General features: G+C 33.1%; 16 protein-coding genes. All 16 read left to right on the top strand.

What is annotated here, in order from left to right; all coding sequences use genetic code 11:
• The first annotated feature begins 20 nt into the window (after positions 1-20).
• The 16 genes from WBG07_RS13925 to WBG07_RS13850 all read left to right on the top strand — a co-directional run bounded on the left by WBG07_RS13925 (position 21) and on the right by WBG07_RS13850 (position 15,695).
• Positions 21-1,502 (top strand): SLC13 family permease, encoded by a 1,482-nt coding sequence (locus tag WBG07_RS13925; protein WP_340202131.1) that lies wholly within the window; start codon positions 21-23, stop codon positions 1,500-1,502.
• A gap of 18 nt (positions 1,503-1,520) precedes the next feature.
• Positions 1,521-1,904 carry a DUF7079 family protein gene (locus WBG07_RS13920; RefSeq protein ID WP_340202130.1) on the top strand — a complete coding sequence of 128 codons (384 nt, stop codon included), beginning with the start codon at positions 1,521-1,523 and terminating at the stop codon, positions 1,902-1,904.
• Positions 1,905-2,017: 113 nt separating this feature from the next.
• Entirely contained in the window at positions 2,018-2,785 is a 768-nt protein-coding gene (locus WBG07_RS13915) for a hypothetical protein (RefSeq protein ID WP_340202129.1), read from the top strand.
• 392 nt (positions 2,786-3,177) lie between these two features.
• Entirely contained in the window at positions 3,178-6,318 is a 3,141-nt protein-coding gene (locus WBG07_RS13910) for a hypothetical protein (protein ID WP_340202128.1), read from the top strand.
• A 9-nt stretch (positions 6,319-6,327) separates the two neighbouring features.
• Positions 6,328-8,046, top strand: a complete 1,719-nt coding sequence (locus WBG07_RS13905) for a hypothetical protein (protein WP_340202127.1) — start codon at positions 6,328-6,330, stop codon at positions 8,044-8,046.
• A gap of 104 nt (positions 8,047-8,150) precedes the next feature.
• Complete coding sequence (locus WBG07_RS13900) at positions 8,151-8,621, top strand: OsmC family protein (RefSeq protein WP_340202126.1); 471 nt, start codon at positions 8,151-8,153, stop codon at positions 8,619-8,621.
• Between the two features lie 127 nt (positions 8,622-8,748).
• Complete coding sequence (locus WBG07_RS13895; protein ID WP_340202125.1) at positions 8,749-9,192, top strand: VOC family protein; 444 nt, start codon at positions 8,749-8,751, stop codon at positions 9,190-9,192.
• Positions 9,193-9,446: 254 nt separating this feature from the next.
• Positions 9,447-9,962, top strand: a complete 516-nt coding sequence (locus tag WBG07_RS13890; RefSeq protein ID WP_340202124.1) for a hypothetical protein — start codon at positions 9,447-9,449, stop codon at positions 9,960-9,962.
• A gap of 68 nt (positions 9,963-10,030) precedes the next feature.
• On the top strand, positions 10,031-10,465 hold the full coding sequence (locus WBG07_RS13885) for a hypothetical protein (protein WP_340202123.1): 435 nt from the start codon (positions 10,031-10,033) through the stop codon (positions 10,463-10,465).
• Between the two features lie 102 nt (positions 10,466-10,567).
• Positions 10,568-11,362, top strand: coding sequence for a lipase family protein (locus WBG07_RS13880; protein ID WP_340202122.1), 795 nt, complete (start codon positions 10,568-10,570; stop codon positions 11,360-11,362).
• Between the two features lie 115 nt (positions 11,363-11,477).
• A complete protein-coding gene (locus WBG07_RS13875) occupies positions 11,478-12,161 on the top strand; it encodes a hypothetical protein (protein ID WP_340202121.1) in 684 nt (227 codons plus the stop codon).
• 133 nt (positions 12,162-12,294) lie between these two features.
• The gene (locus tag WBG07_RS13870) at positions 12,295-12,630 is read left to right on the top strand and encodes a hypothetical protein (protein WP_340202120.1); all 336 of its coding nucleotides are present in this window, start codon (positions 12,295-12,297) and stop codon (positions 12,628-12,630) included.
• Positions 12,631-12,779: 149 nt separating this feature from the next.
• Positions 12,780-13,259, top strand: coding sequence for a hypothetical protein (locus WBG07_RS13865; protein ID WP_340202119.1), 480 nt, complete (start codon positions 12,780-12,782; stop codon positions 13,257-13,259).
• A 317-nt stretch (positions 13,260-13,576) separates the two neighbouring features.
• Positions 13,577-14,041: a Crp/Fnr family transcriptional regulator gene (locus WBG07_RS13860; RefSeq protein WP_340202118.1), complete on the top strand. Its 465-nt coding sequence runs from the start codon at positions 13,577-13,579 to the stop codon at positions 14,039-14,041.
• Positions 14,042-14,121: 80 nt separating this feature from the next.
• Positions 14,122-14,571 (top strand): hypothetical protein, encoded by a 450-nt coding sequence (locus tag WBG07_RS13855; RefSeq protein ID WP_340202117.1) that lies wholly within the window; start codon positions 14,122-14,124, stop codon positions 14,569-14,571.
• 326 nt (positions 14,572-14,897) lie between these two features.
• On the top strand, positions 14,898-15,695 hold the full coding sequence (locus tag WBG07_RS13850) for an alpha/beta hydrolase (RefSeq protein ID WP_340202116.1): 798 nt from the start codon (positions 14,898-14,900) through the stop codon (positions 15,693-15,695).
• Positions 15,696-15,790: the final 95 nt, after the last annotated feature.

The following is a 15,790-nucleotide window of genomic DNA, read 5'->3' as shown; positions in this document are numbered from 1 at the left end:
CATCAATGCATTGACACCCCATGCTCACACAAAAAAATCTACGTTCTTTTGGCCTGGTCGCAGGGCCTTTGTTATTTGCGTATATCCGTCTTTATTTTTATCCAGAAGGTTTAAATAACAGTGCCAATGCGGTACTTGCTTCTACGGTGTGGATTGCGCTTTGGTGGACGCTAGAAGTAGTGCCTATTGCGGTTACCGCTCTATTACCTATTGTACTTTTTCCACTAACGGGTGCTTTAGATTTAGCAACCACCACCGCTGGTTACGGACACAAATATATTTTTCTGTTTATTGGTGGTTTTATCTTGGCGATTGCCATTGAAAAATGGAATCTCCATAGGCGTATCGCTTTAAATATCATTAACCTAATAGGCACCAGCGTTAAAAGTATCATTCTAGGGTTTATGGTGGCCACCGCATTTCTATCTATGTGGATTTCTAATACAGCTACGGCAGTGATGATGCTCCCTATAGGAATGGCGATTGTTGCACAGCTAAAAGACAATCCGCTAACCCCAGAAAATGAAACACAAATTTTTGGAAAAGCATTGATGCTCGCTATTGGGTATGCGGCTTCTATTGGAGGTATTGCTACTTTAATTGGCACACCTCCTAACTTGGTGCTAAGCGGAATTTTATCTGATTCGTATGGTATTGAAATCACCTTTTTACAATGGATGAAGTTTGGATTGCCTCTTTCCATTATTCTTTTAATTATCTGTTGGCTATACCTCACTCGCTATGCATTTAAGTTCAAACAAAAAGGCTTTCCTGGTGGAAAATCTGAAATAAAGCGCTTGCTAAAGGAGCTAGGTAAAACATCGTATGAAGAACGCTCTGTACTTATCGTATTTATACTAACCGCCATTTGTTGGATGTCTCGCGATTACCTCATCAAACCTATTTTACCTACCATTGACGATTCTATAATTGCTATCTTTTTTGCAATTGTATTGTTTTTGCTACCTGCAAAACAGAAAAAACGAGCGAAGATCTTGCAATGGGAAGAAGCCGTAAAGCTTCCCTGGGGAATTTTATTATTATATGGTGGCGGACTCTCACTTGCCTCAGGGTTTTCTCAAACCGGACTGGCCACCTGGATAGGGAGTCAGCTAGCCTCCATACAAGGAATCTCTTTATTATTACTACTATTCATATTGATTGCCGCAGTTAATTTTCTCACGGAAGTTACTTCTAACCTTGCTACTACTTCTATGCTCTTACCCGTTATAGTGCCTGTAGCATTAATTTTTGATGCACACCCGTTTTTATTAATGGTAGGAGTTACAGCCGCCGCATCTTGTGCTTTTATGCTTCCGGTAGCTACGCCGCCTAATGCGATCGTATTTGGTTCAGGTTATTTACGCATCCCAGATATGGTGAAAACAGGGGTTTGGCTTAACCTCATCTCTATTATACTCGTTACCTTATTTACGTATTTTCTACTTCCGGCTTTATGGAATTTTGATCCTTTTGTTTTCCCTGAAGCACTGAAAAAGTAATTAAAATATGGTTTGTATATGAAAGAAACTATAAATATTGAGGAAAGAAAACCTATTTGGATGGTACTATCAGAATTGTATTTGGATACAGAACTTCAAGAATCAGATTTCATATATATAGCTTCTACTATACTGGAAAGCCCGTATTCATTTAATGAAGTTAAGGAGATTAACAAGTATGAGGTATTCCCCATACTACAACCCAATTTATTAAGTGTGGCAGGGGAATGGACAGGTTTTAATGAAGAATGGCTGGTCAATACGATAGTAGATTCCTTAGAAAAAAGAAATGTTGTAAAGAAAATGGGTATTGAAGTATCATTTCAACTATTTAAATGGATGCAAAAAGACTATTGGGAAAAACTTGAAAAAGTCTACTGTGAATTAAAAAATAAATCCTAATAAAATTATGATGATAGATTTTAATACTAACTTTAAACCATATCGCTCCATTTAAAAAAGTAACAACTATAAAAGGTACAATTTTAGTTCAGAAAAAATCAACAAATCTATCAATGAAAATAAGAACTTCTGAAGATATTGAAAAGTTAGACCTTAAAATAAAAGGTGAACTAGGTCTTGATGTTAAAAAGTATAGAAACGAAGAAGTTGCAGAGAATTTAGTTGACCTAATAATTTTCCCAAAATATATAATTCAGTGGGTTATTAAACCCATCTTAATTTCATTATTAATTTATGCAAGCGGATTTTTTTTCCTAGACTTAGTTGATGTTGACTATTTTGTATATGGAATTATTGGTCTAATCATATTTCTCACTGTAGGGCTTATAGCTGGGTTGCTTTTTCTTACGGGCAGAATGAAATCAGATATGTTAAAGATCATGAATTATTCATTAGATATTATGAAATCTGCCGTTGAGGACTCGACTGAACTTAATCATAAAATGACTCATGAAAACGAAAAAGAGGTTCTTGATCTACTTTTTAAAGGTATTATTTATATTGTTACTATTCCTATGATTGTAAAAGCAACAGCCAATAAAATACCCATTATTGGAGGGCTTATAGGCAGTATGGCTAAGGAATTTTTAATTTTTGCAGCAGATAAGATAAAATTTGATGAAAACAAAATAAACCTAGACCTAGCAAAAAATGAACAAGGACTTAATAAGCTGCAAGCGTATCAAAATTCAATTGCATCGGTTTCATCAAAATTTGAGAAAATAATGAATTTTATATTTGGTCTTGCCAGGTTTACTTTGAAGATAGGTTTTGGGATTACTCTATTAATCTTAATTTTATTTGTTTATCTGGTAAATTAGATAGCTAAGGTTATCCAATAATCCCTTAAGAAAATTTTCTTACCACAATAAAAGCATTTATTTACTTTAAAGTTTTTTAAAAACTAAAGAATTATGCTATTAAAATTAAAAATAATTTATCATACGCTTAGCGTTTTAAAAAAGTGATTTCTAGTAAAGGAATCAAGTTATAAGATACCTAATTAAGAGATACTTACTAAATCGCACTACTACCTACCTCATTAAATATTCATAAAGAACACTTACTTATTTGCGCAACCACTGAATTTTAATAGCAAAATTACTTGTTAAAAATTGGCGACTATTTCCTATTTTTGACTGCAATAGTACCTTATAATTAAGGTGTAAACTACCTAACAACCTTATTAATTATTCCAAATTTTACTTAAGAAATGAAAGATAAACTGAATTTTCACACAAAATCAGATCACATCAAATCTGAATTATTTAGATTTGTTAATGTACGTCAAGCGAGTACGCCTACAAACACAATTGGCCAACATCATATTTTCTATGACCAATACGTAACTAAAGAGGTTAGTTCTAATTTATATTCAAAACTACAAGACTTAGAACGTCTTAATGCAAAGGAAGCCAAAGCTAGCTTAACCCATATTTTAAAAGAATTTGGCACTTCTAAAACGGTGATAGATTCTCCTCATATTCTTGAAAAACTATGTACTGGTTTTTCTCAATTTTATAGTTGGTCTATAAATGTTAAAACTGAAAAAAGCACTTATATAACTAATAAACTTGAAAATTTAACAGGGCAAGCGATTGCAGATATAGCTGCAAATACCAATCTGCATTCTCAAGTCTGGGATAATTACTTCTACCACATTCTGCAAGGAGTAAATGCTGAAATGGTACAAAGACTTACTGAAGTAATACGCGTATTTTCCATCGCCAAAGAATTGTTAAAAACAGATAAGGAAAGTATTAATGGATTAGAAAGAGCCAGTATTATTCTACCTAAATCGATCGTAATCCTCTTATCTATTGATAATTTAGAAACCTTAGACACTCTTGGAGAAGAACAAAATGGTACTCCCATACAAAACTTCAATACGAAAAATACACATAGCTTGATGCACCTTGAACAGGCTAAAGAGGAACTAGAACAAAGTTTACCATTAGAAGCTGCTATTATTTCAAAAAATGAAGAATATACTTCTGATACGACCAAAAACAAGATATCGGAAAACAAACAGGATTGGCAACGTGTAAACGAAATCACTAAAACACTTCTTAAAGAAAAAGGATTTATCAAAGAAAAAAATAGTGTAACAGAAGCTATAGCCTATCTTGATGAAGAAATAAGAAAAACATACGAAAAGAGTTTTTCAAAGGTTAAAGCCTATAAAACCATTAAACTGGTAGGATCTGCTATCGTAGAAATTGAGAACAAACCTAAATTAGAAAATACACCTGAAAAACCGACTATTGAACTGAAAAAAGGAAAGGAGCCTACAGCGCAAGAAAGTATTCTGTCTATGTATAATTCTTGGTGGAAAAATCAAGATGCTTCACAACTTTTAGAAATTCAGATAGGAGATTTTAAGCGGGTAGAGCAAGAAACAAAATGTTATGTTCCTGGAGAAGTGGCTCATATAGAAAATGTCTTACAAGGCGAAAAAAAAACCAGAGAGACCAGAAGGTTTACCAGATCTGAAACCTCCAGTTATTACCAATCAGAAACTACAGAGGAGAATGAACGTGACGTACAAACTACAGATCGTTTTGAAATGGAAAAAGAAACCGAAAACATTATCACCTCAGATCTTGGTTTTGAAGCGGGCATGAATGTTAGTGCAAACTACGGAGTGGTGCAGATAGGTGCTAATGCTGGATTTTCCTATAATACTTCTTCTGAGAACTCTAATAGGCAAGCAACTGAATATGCCAAAAGTGTAACCGAACGTGCGCGTAACAAAATGGTAAAGAAAGTTAAAGAAACGCGTACTGCTACCCTAATAAGAGAGTTTGAGGATAAAAATACGCATGAAATTAATAATGATGATAACCCAAGTGGTAATGTGGTTGGCGTGTATAGATGGGTAGATAAAATCTACAAAGCTAGTTTGGTAAACTACGGTAGGAGAATGATGGTGAAATTTAATTTAATAGAACCTTCTGCTTATTACCAATGGACTCAAATAAACAATCCTGGAGAAGAAATAAAGTTTCCGCTATCCCCAAGTGAAGTAGCTGCACAATATGATGATGATACTTTGTACAAGCTGAACTCTTTTCTTGATATTAATGAAAATAATTATGACCTATGGGCAGCACAGTATGGGGCTGATGTAAAAATTCCACCAAAGAAGTATATTTCTCAAGGTAAAAGTTATAGCGAAAATGTAAAGCCTGAAATGACTACGCTATTTGTAGAAAAAAATGATTTCAGAATCCCTGAAGGCTATAACCCAAGCTTCATAAATGTATTAGCAGACCATAACAACACCTTGTTTAACAATCCTAATATTGAAGTAGAGTTTGCTATTATTGTAGGAGCAACAAAATTTGTCTATAAAAATATAGATGATTTAGTCTTAATCAATAAATACTATTTGCTTAGTAACTCTCTAGAAACTGTTCCTATTTATTTTAGTGCTAATATAAAATTACCTAATGATAACCGATTAATTCTAAATACAGAGCTTTCATTTGGTGCGAACATTATTATTCATTTTAAACGTACCGAAGAAGCCTATAACAATTGGAAGAAAGAGACCTATAATGCAATTATGGCCGCTTATCAAAATAAACTCAACGAGGCTACCTATGCAAAAAGTCAACTTGAGGCCACAGCAGGGATTCAAATTAAAGGGAAAAATCCATCAACTAACCGGAAGAATATAGAAACAGAATTAAAGAAGGGGTGTATTGAATCTCTCCGTGTCTATGCCATGCCTTGGCTTCAACACTATTTAAGTCAGCAAAAATTCAAACTTCACAATGGTATTATTAGCTATGCAAATCCCTGGCCTATAGTTAGTAATCCAGATGATCCCTACTACGATAGTAAAAATGGCCCCATGGTGTATAGACCTCTTGCTCAAGCAAGTGTAGGAAAATATATTTCTTTTATGGAAGAGTGCTTTGAGTGGGAAAATATGACTTATAAATTTCATCCCTATTTCTGGGCAAACCATTCTAAATGGAAAACTTTAATTAACCTAGAAGATAACGATCCGCTTTTTGAACATTTCTTAAAAGCAGGTAGCAGTAATATTGTAGTGCCTGTGCGTCCCGGTTTTGAAAAATTATTTGCCTACTATTTAAATACAGGTAAAATGTGGTACGGAGAAGAAGTACCTCTCACCGAGAATCTTCATAATTTTCTGGAGAATATCAATACAGATCCAAATGCAACCCCCGAAACTGAAGCTTGCTGGAATATAAAATTACCTACAAAACTGGTTATTTTACAGCAACAAGATGGTGGTTTAAATGCAACCGGACTTCCTTGTTTTAAACTTAATTGCGACTGTGCTCAAGGTGAATGTAGCTGTGACGAACCTTGCGAATAAGATACTGGTATGACAAACAATTATAAAGTATACACATACCAGAGTATTGCTCCAGAACTAATTCAAAACTTTTCCCAAACCCTTCATTTAATTTTATTGAATGGTTTAAAAGTAAAAAAGAAAGAGTCTAGTTTTATAATAAACCCTATTACTGGGCATTTTCAGTATAGCTTATCCAAAACCAGTGCTCTTGGGAGCGTACCTCAATCTGAAGAAGATGCTAAACAGCAACTTCTCAACTTAATGAATACTATTTCGCAAAATATTGCACAATTAGCAGAAATGGGTCGCCTACCAGAAGGGGTAAAAAGAATGTTTAATGCCGATTATTTTAAGTTACATTCTATCTCTCCAAGCTACCATCATACTCAAAAAAATAGGATTGTAAATTGGGTAGCTAATTATATTGTTCAGTTACCAGCGGTAGAAAACAGTTCCTTAAAATTAAAGACTAGCTCTGTAGCCAATGAAGGATTTCAGGTAACCTTTAGTGCTGGTATTATTGAGCAATTAAAATATACTCATTTACCCATTATAAAAGAAAATCAAGAGGAGCTATTAGAATCATTAAATCCAAACGGCAATCAGAAGGTAGGTGTTTTCTATGCACGAAATAGAGATCATGAGGTGCTGCCTTTTTATATCACTAACCTTGGGGCTTTACCTGCAACAACTTCAAGTGTATTACTTGAAGACGATCCTATTCATGTTACGAATGCCGCAAATGTACAATTCCCGGTGCCTCAAAAAAAAGTTGTATTTCCCCCAGACGATGGAGATGCTAACATCAATTTAATACCCAATTATTTTGCACAAATGGCACCTAATGGAGATTGTGTAGCGTTTGGATTTCTATTGGCTTTCCATATATGGTGTATTGAAGCAAGACGGGCGATTCGTTATTTTGCAGACGGTCTAAGCAGATGCGAAGACTTGGATTCACTAGACGAAACCATATCTGGATGGGTTATCGGAGAATCATTAGAGTCTCTGGCAGCAAATTATCCATTGTCCGCTTCTTTTTTTATGGAACTGTTTCATCATTTTAAAGCACATGCTAAAAACAAAGGAAATAGCATGAAGATACAAACCATTGTAACCCTATGGGAGAGTAAAATAGATGCCTTTATGGCTGATAGCAGTAAGTTTAAAAAAGCCAATGATAGATTTGTACAACGGTTTTCAGGTAAATCACAAAAGGAAATTCAAGATTATCTGCTACTCATTGTAAAAGGAACTACTGGCTTAGAAGGGCTACCTAGTGCTACCGAAATAAAAAGAAGTATGGTGGCGTGGTGGGTAAATAGTGCTAGTGGAGAACGAGGTAAAATCGTGTGGAGTATTAACCTGCGAGAAGCCAGAGTAAATGGTAGGATTGTAGAAACCATCACCTCAAACGATAAACCATCTTTAGAAAATGTTGCAAAAGAAGATCAAATATTGAGAATGATTCTTGAGCTATGGAAAAATACTGCTATTATACGCTTACCTTTCGATATGAGGCTAACTGTTACTATTTATTCAATGCCCGAAGAAGCACCTGATGACATAGGATATGTTGGCACCGCTGCATGGCGTTTAATGAATTTTTATGATTCTTTTGGAACTGATGTTACTGGAAACAGAAATCAAGGTTGGTGGACTGGCGAAGCAGGTATTGATTGGAATTTACTACGAAATGATCTAAGAATAAGACAGCTAACTGTTTCTTTATTCAATAAAAATTAAAAAACTAATAGATTTGCCTAGATTTAAGTTGGCACCTTTAATGTTTCTGTCATGAAAACAGGGTATCCGCTAAAATTTAAAAGAAAAACTTTAGTTGAAAAAAAATGAAAACTCATCCGTATAAAATAAAAGTTGAATGGATAGGAAATCAAGGAGAAGGAACCTTGAATTATAAATCTTATAGCCGAAATCATACCATTTATGGAGTAGGCAAATATCAAGAAATTTTAGCCTCTTCAGACCCTTCATTTCTAGGTGATAAATCAAAATACAATCCTGAAGATCTTTTTCTATCTTCTATAGCCACTTGCCATATGCTTTGGTATTTACATTTATGTTCTGCAAATAAAATAATAGTGACCGCCTATGTAGACAATGCCACCGCAGTTATGACTGAAAAAGAAAATGGAAGCGGACAGTTTACAGAAGTAATGCTACATCCGCATGTAAAAATTACAGATGCCAATATGATTGCCAAGGCAAACCAATTGCATACTGAAGCTAATAAGATGTGTTTTATTGCAAATTCTGTTAATTTTAAAATTGGTCACCATCCAACAACAATAGTAGCATAAAACTATCAAGTAAAAAATGGAACCATACAAGACAAATACAATTTAGAGAACTTGTAGAGATTGCTTATTTGAAAATGAAGGAGCTATCTAAATAGTATCTTAACCAACGTAAATTTAATTAACGATCATGAGATTTGCCCATACCAACATAGTGAGTGCTAATTGGAAAGAGCTTGCAGCTTTCTACGTGAAAAGTTTTAATTGTAAAATCGTGCCACCAATAAGAAAGCAATCTGGAAAATGGCTTGAAAAAGGAACTGTTTTAAAAAATGCACAATTAGAAGGTACTCACCTCCTACTTCCTGGTTACGGAAAAAATGGCCCAACTTTAGAGATATACCAATATAAACATATTGAAAATCAAAATTTTGTAGCTCCCAATAAAAGAGGATTTGGACATATCGCTTTTGAAGTTGAAAACGTGGAGCTAGTTCTCCAAAACCTAAAAGCAAATGGCGGGAAAGCTTGTGGAGAAATCACAAAAAGAGAAATTGAAGGAGTTGGCGAAATTACTTTTGTCTATGCCAGAGATCCAGAAGGAAATTTAATTGAGTTACAAAGTTGGACATAAAAGTGTTTTATTACAATTTGTATGGTAGATGTTACCCCTATAATCTAAGAAATCAAGTGCTGCCTGAAAGAAAGGTTCTATACAATTGAAACCAACGGCATTCAAAAATGAGAATTAATTTAGCAACTAAATACTCAAAATCAAGGCCTTTTAATTTATGGTACCCAATTAGATACTAAAGAATCCTTTATTTTTAATCTAAATCTTTGGTTATTTTGAGAAACACTGGCATGAACAATCTAAAAAAACTAAACATGACCCATAAAAAACTATTGTTTTTTGTATTCTCAACTTTGCTATTCGGCGTAAGTTGTAACAAAACCATTGAAAATAAAACAAACGATCTGGCAAATAGTTCTGCGAATTTTGAAAAAGAAAAAAATGCTATTATTGAAACATTAAATAACGAAACCAAAGCTGCATTTCAAAGAGACTACGAAAGCTGGAAAGAAAAATGGGTTCATGATTCAACCATCACAAAAACATATATAAACTTTGTAGACAATAGTTCTACAGAGTCTATTGGTTGGCAAGAGATTAGTAATTTTGTTAAAACATTTATTGAGAAGCATCCAGAGCCAGAACCTATCCCAACATTAGTTCATGATATTGATGTCCGCCTTTATGAAAATGGTGCATGGGTAAGTTTTGAGCAACAGGATTCATTAAGAGGTCTAAAACGAGAAACAAGGCTTATGGAGAAGGAAAATGGTCAATGGAAAATCGCAGGTATGCACACCACTATTTATGGATTTAACAAAAAGAATTAAACATCTCAATAAATTGATAGTCCTAAAGGCTCTAACGAAGTTATACAAAAGTCTCATATATAAACTAAATGAATAAACGTATTGTAACACCACAGCTATTTTTTTTACTTGCAATTCCAATTGTATTGCCCGTTGGTTTTTTAAGTCGTAATAAGGTATTAGATATTAATTTTTACGACACATATTATCTATTTACATATTCACATTTCACCCTGATGATTTCTCTGCTTTTTGGAGCTATAGGATTTGGATATTGGATCCTGCAGAAAACAAATCGAAAATTGTCTAAATGGCTTAGTTGGTTACATTTTGTATTGACTTTTGGCGGCAGTTTAATGGTCTTGGTGTTATCTCAATTCTACTCAGAAGATCTTATGAAATATGAATTTAATAATAGGCTTACCATAGCTATTACAGTGTTGCTGCTTGTTATTGTTTTAAGTCAAATTATTGTTCCCGTTCAAATAATTTACGGACTCACAAGAAAAAAAGTGTCTAAATAAACTTGGTCAAGCACTATTTCAAAATGCAATTAAGCACTTAAAAAAATGGGATGATAAACCTTTGCCTATCTTTAAACATTCAATTATTATAGACAGTTTTAAATGTCAAACATCTCTAGGTACATAGAATTAGCCAAAATTTGTAAAGCAACCTATCAAGGTCCTATAAATCAGCATCAACTAACTTATAATGAAAAGGTGCTCAATCATCAGAAAATTGTTCATGGATCTTATAAGAGAGGCTTTTGCCGAATATTCTGGAATGCAGATACTGTAATTATTTCCTTTAGAGGAACCAGAGAAATTATTGATTGGTTTATTTCAAATATTAAATTTAGGCCAGTTGTTCTCAAAAATAACCCGCACAACTTTAAAACAATATGGGTGCATAGAGGTTTTCAAAGAACCCTTCTTAACTATGATGATAAAACCACCGGACTCAAGAGTCTTCAGGCGGTTTGGAAACACATTCAAGATAATAATCTATTTAATGGCAGAAAAATAGTAATCACAGGACATTCATTAGGTGGAGCATTAGCTATTTTATTCGCGGTAAGGTTAAGAATGAAATATCGTAAATATTCCGATTTGAATTTAGTAGAAATTGTAACTTTTGGGGCACCTGCCGTAGGTTTAAAAGGTTTTAAAAAATATTATCACGACCTCAGCAGTAAAACCATTAGAGTAGTAAATGGTTCTGATATTGTTCCATTCACACCCCCACTATTCTACCATCATGTTGGAAATGAAATTTGGTTAAATGAACAGGTAATTAAAAAAAATAGTGGGTGGTTTGTAAGATTTGCATATGCATTAAAACTACCTTTAAAGAAGTTCATGCAAGACCATTCTATGGATCAATATATTGAAAAATTAATTTTTTATAAGGATGCTTAATATAAAAACAAACCAAATTTCAAACCTTAGTAGATGAGTGGTATTATATTTTTAGGTAAGGAAGCTCTAGGAAATCCCTATTGCTTTTAGTATTTTAAATTTTTAATTTAAAACTATGATAGAAAATCTTCCTGTTTGGATTGAATTACTTTTTGTACTCACCTTCTTAAGCACACTCGCTTTTTTTCATTTTTCAAATAATAAGCCCACCTTAATTACTTTAATTATTCTAATTTGGAGTGTCCTGCAATCTATAGCAGCTTATAAGGGCTTTTATAGAAATACAAGCACTATTCCACCAAGATTTATTTTGATCTTTTTACCTACTACCCTCTTCATTATTTTTGGTTGTTTACCCAGAAATTTTAGTTGGATAATGAAAAATAGAAATCTTCTTTACAGCACTCTCCTGCACAGTGTGAGGTTTCCGGTTGAAATTGTATTGTTCTATCTCTTTTCCTATCATATGATTCCGCAAATTATGACCTTTGAAGGACTTAATTTTGATATTTTAGTGGGCCTCATAGCACCTATCATTGGTTTGCTTTACTGGAAAGGAAAATTAAGTAACCAATTATTATTGCTATTTAATGTTGTAGGACTCATAATGGTAACTACCATATTAACCATTGCATTGCTATCTAGTGATTTACCCTTTCAACAATTTGGTGTCAAACAACCTAACAGAGCAATTAGTTATTTTCCATTCATTTTATTACCTGCTGCAATTGTACCAATGGTTATGTATACGCATATCTCAGATATTATCAAATTAAGATTAGCACTTAAAAAAGTGTAATTTATACCGAATAAAACAACAAGGCATTTAGCTTTAAAAACTAGAAGTCTTTTTTACCTTTCTAACAATCGTCAAATAAGTTAAATTAACTTCAGTTACTTCTTTACCGATAGCAATTGACAAAAAAAAAGATATGTATATTAAAATAAACGAAAATCAATTAGACAAATCAAAACTTTTGATGCTATTAAGAAAAGGTAAAAAAATTCAAGCCATCAAATACATTAGAGACCAAACAAATTTAGGGCTAAAAATAAGTAAAGACATTGCTGATAATTTAGATAGAAATCCTGATTTTTATGATGAAGGTAAAAACCAAAGCTTTACTTCAGCTTCCTCCAAAAAAAAGATGGCTTTAAGACCAAATAAAGGTTCCCATTTCATGGAATCTAAATCAAATAGCACAACCTTTGTGATTCTATTTATTTTAATAGCTTTTTTTGCCCTATATTTATTTATGAATCGGTAACACGATCTTCTTTTATAAAGGCGCCTGATATGCATTTGTAAAGGAAATGAAGACACTAAGCATTATAAGAGTCTAGAACACTTTATTAAGCTTTTAGATAAAATTCGTCTTAAATATGAATAAAACTTGGTGCTAAATAAATTCAAATTATGAAAAACAACTGGAAAGTTGTAATTATAGGGTTTTTAACCGTCATAATTACAAATAGCTGCCAATCTGAAAACAGAACTACAGACACCTATAGTTATGAATTTGATAGCAAAACTGAAAAGCTTCAATTCCTTAAAGAATACCTTAAAAAGGATGCCGGCTTAGTAGATGCAAACTATCATATTTGGTATCAAGATAACGGTACTGGGATGCTGCCTGCACCCTCTGATTATAAGATAAAAGTAGCACTAAAAATTGAAGCTGATTCTTTGGATTCCTGGATAAAAAATCTAAAGCCTACTTTTCAGGAAATATCCTTAAGTCATTGGAAAGATTTAAAGTTAGACAGCTCCAAATGGTCATTAAAAGAGACCCCTGAATTCTACGTTTCTGAATCACTTACCGAAATAAAAATATTATACAGAAAAGAACATATTATTCTTGGAGTATATGCTACCATGCCCGTTGCTTTAGATTAAAAAATCTAAAAAAGCATCTCCTTAGAAGTATCTGCAACAGAACAAAAGTAAATTAAGCTCTGGTTCTTTTCATTTTTAAATTCGTATAGCCCTTGTCTTATAAGTTGCCAAATAGAATAATTCAATGATAAAATATCACAAATTTCTAAGATTTCCCAAAAGAGCTCAATACTTATTAGCCTTAATTACTTCGCTACAACGAAACTTCATTGAAAATTAAGTTTTACCTATCCAAAAAAAGAAATCCTTATTTTTAATCCAGATCTTTAGTATTCTTAGAAGAAACTACCGTTGCATCATTTGAAAAACCACCAACATTGAAACGTATTAACGTAAAAAAAGGCGAGATTTTACAAAAAAATGGAGATCTAAATAGTAAAGTATATCAAGTAATCTATGGTCTTTTAAGGAGTTATACTATTGACAAGAAAGGAAAAGAACATATTTTTATGTTTGCACCAGAAAATTGGACTATCGCAGATAGTCAACCTAAAGAAATACCCTGTGATTTATACATAGATGCTCTTGAAGACTCTGTAGTTGTAGTGCTAACAAAAGACCTTAAAAGAGAAAGTCAAAATGCAGCTCCTATAATTAAACGTCTTGCCGTATTACAAAAAAGAGTAGTGATGCTTATGAGTTATTCTGCCATAGAACGCTTTGAACATTTTGAAGAGACCTATCCTGAAATTCTGCAACGGGTTCCCCAAAAAATGATTGCGTGTTATTTGGGTATAACACCCGAAGCTTTAAGTAAAATAAAAGGAGACAGACTCAGGTAGGATACCACTTGATTTCTTAATCTAGATTAATGCACGCCTTATAATTGTATTGGATATTTGAATAAACAAATTTAGTTCAAATGAAAAACCTATCACTATTACTAAAAATTTCTGCTGTGTTATGGATTATTTGGGGACTTGTACATATACTGGCCGGCGTTTTTACCATAAATTTTATTATGTCTAATGATATTGCTGGATCAATAACGGGAATTGCAGATGTAGTTGATCCTGCAACAGTTCAAATGGAATATCCAAAAGCTGCCGGGGCAATAATAGGACAACACGGTTTTAACTTGTTATGGATAGGAATTGTAACCCTTTTATGTGCATTTTTTATCTGGAAAGGAAATAAAAACGCTATTTTTTTAGCTACCATTACTGGTGGTCTGGCAGATTTAGGTTATTTCCTATTCCTGGATTTAGGTGCATATGTAAACTTCATTCCAGGTACTTTAATGACCATAGTTTCATCTTTGGCCATCATATTAAGCTTCTATACTTATTTTCAAAATAGAAAGTCAAAATAAACGCCTTAAAAACAATTAGAAGTACACATATCAAACATTCCGTTTATTGTTTGTTATTTGCCTTATTTAGCCCTGCTATTAATAATTTACATATAATGAGAATTTTATCTATACCTAATTAAACAAACTACTCTCCAAAGTCTCCAAATTTTGAGCCATAGGAGTACGTAAAAAACAGTAATTAAGGTGATCATCAATACTTATTGTATTTTTCATAAAACTCTTTTACAAAAGATAAAGATCAAAAAACCAAACTAAAAAACTATACGTATTTTAGAGGAGGTCTAGCAGGTATCTAATTTGTTTGAGAGAGACCCATCTATTTTATGAAAAGAACACTACTTAATTTTGTGAAAATAGTCCTTGCAATTTATATGTTTATGTGCGGACTGCTCTACTTCTTTCAAGAGAATCTTATTTTTCATCCTCAAAAATTAGAAAAAGGATATCAGTTTCAATTTCATCCGGATTTTAAAGAATATTATTTTAAAACGGATGATGGAAACCTATTGCATGGCATACTCTTTAAGGCAGCTAATAGCAAGGGACTCATTTTCTATTTACACGGCAATGCCAGATCACTAAAATCGTGGGGCAGTGTAGCCAAGACTTATACAGACCTCAACTATGATGTATTTATCTTAGATTACCGAGGTTTTGGAAAAAGTGAAGGTACAATAGATGGAGAAGAACAATTATTTAAAGATAATCAGCTAGTATACGATGTGTTAAAGAACAAGTATAAGGAGCAGCAAATCACTATTCTGGGATATTCTATTGGAACAGGATTGGCGTCAAAGTTAGCATCAGACAATCAACCTAAACAACTCATTCTACAAGCCCCATATTACAGTCTTACAGATCTAGTGCAGCACATGCTCCCATTTGTTCCAACAGCCATCCTAAAGTACAAATTTGAGACCTCCCAATATTTAAAAAAATGCAGACTGCCCATCTTTGTATTCCATGGAGATATAGACGAAGTAATCTATTACGGTTCTTCCTTAAAACTAAAAAAACAATTTGATACTCAAATTCAATTAATCACTTTAGAAGGTCAGTCGCATAACGGAATAACAGCCAATAAACAATATCAGGAAGAATTAAAGTCTATTTTAAATTAAATCCCCTTCTAAAGACACGTAAATCCTGTATTTAAAATCACTCGGCTCTTTTTTTAAATGTTCTGATTATTAAATGCTTCAATACAAAAACTCCC

The organism is Ascidiimonas meishanensis, from assembly GCF_037782385.1.
Classification (GTDB): domain Bacteria; phylum Bacteroidota; class Bacteroidia; order Flavobacteriales; family Flavobacteriaceae; genus Ascidiimonas; species Ascidiimonas meishanensis.
This window is presented reverse-complemented; position numbering and strand designations above follow the sequence as displayed.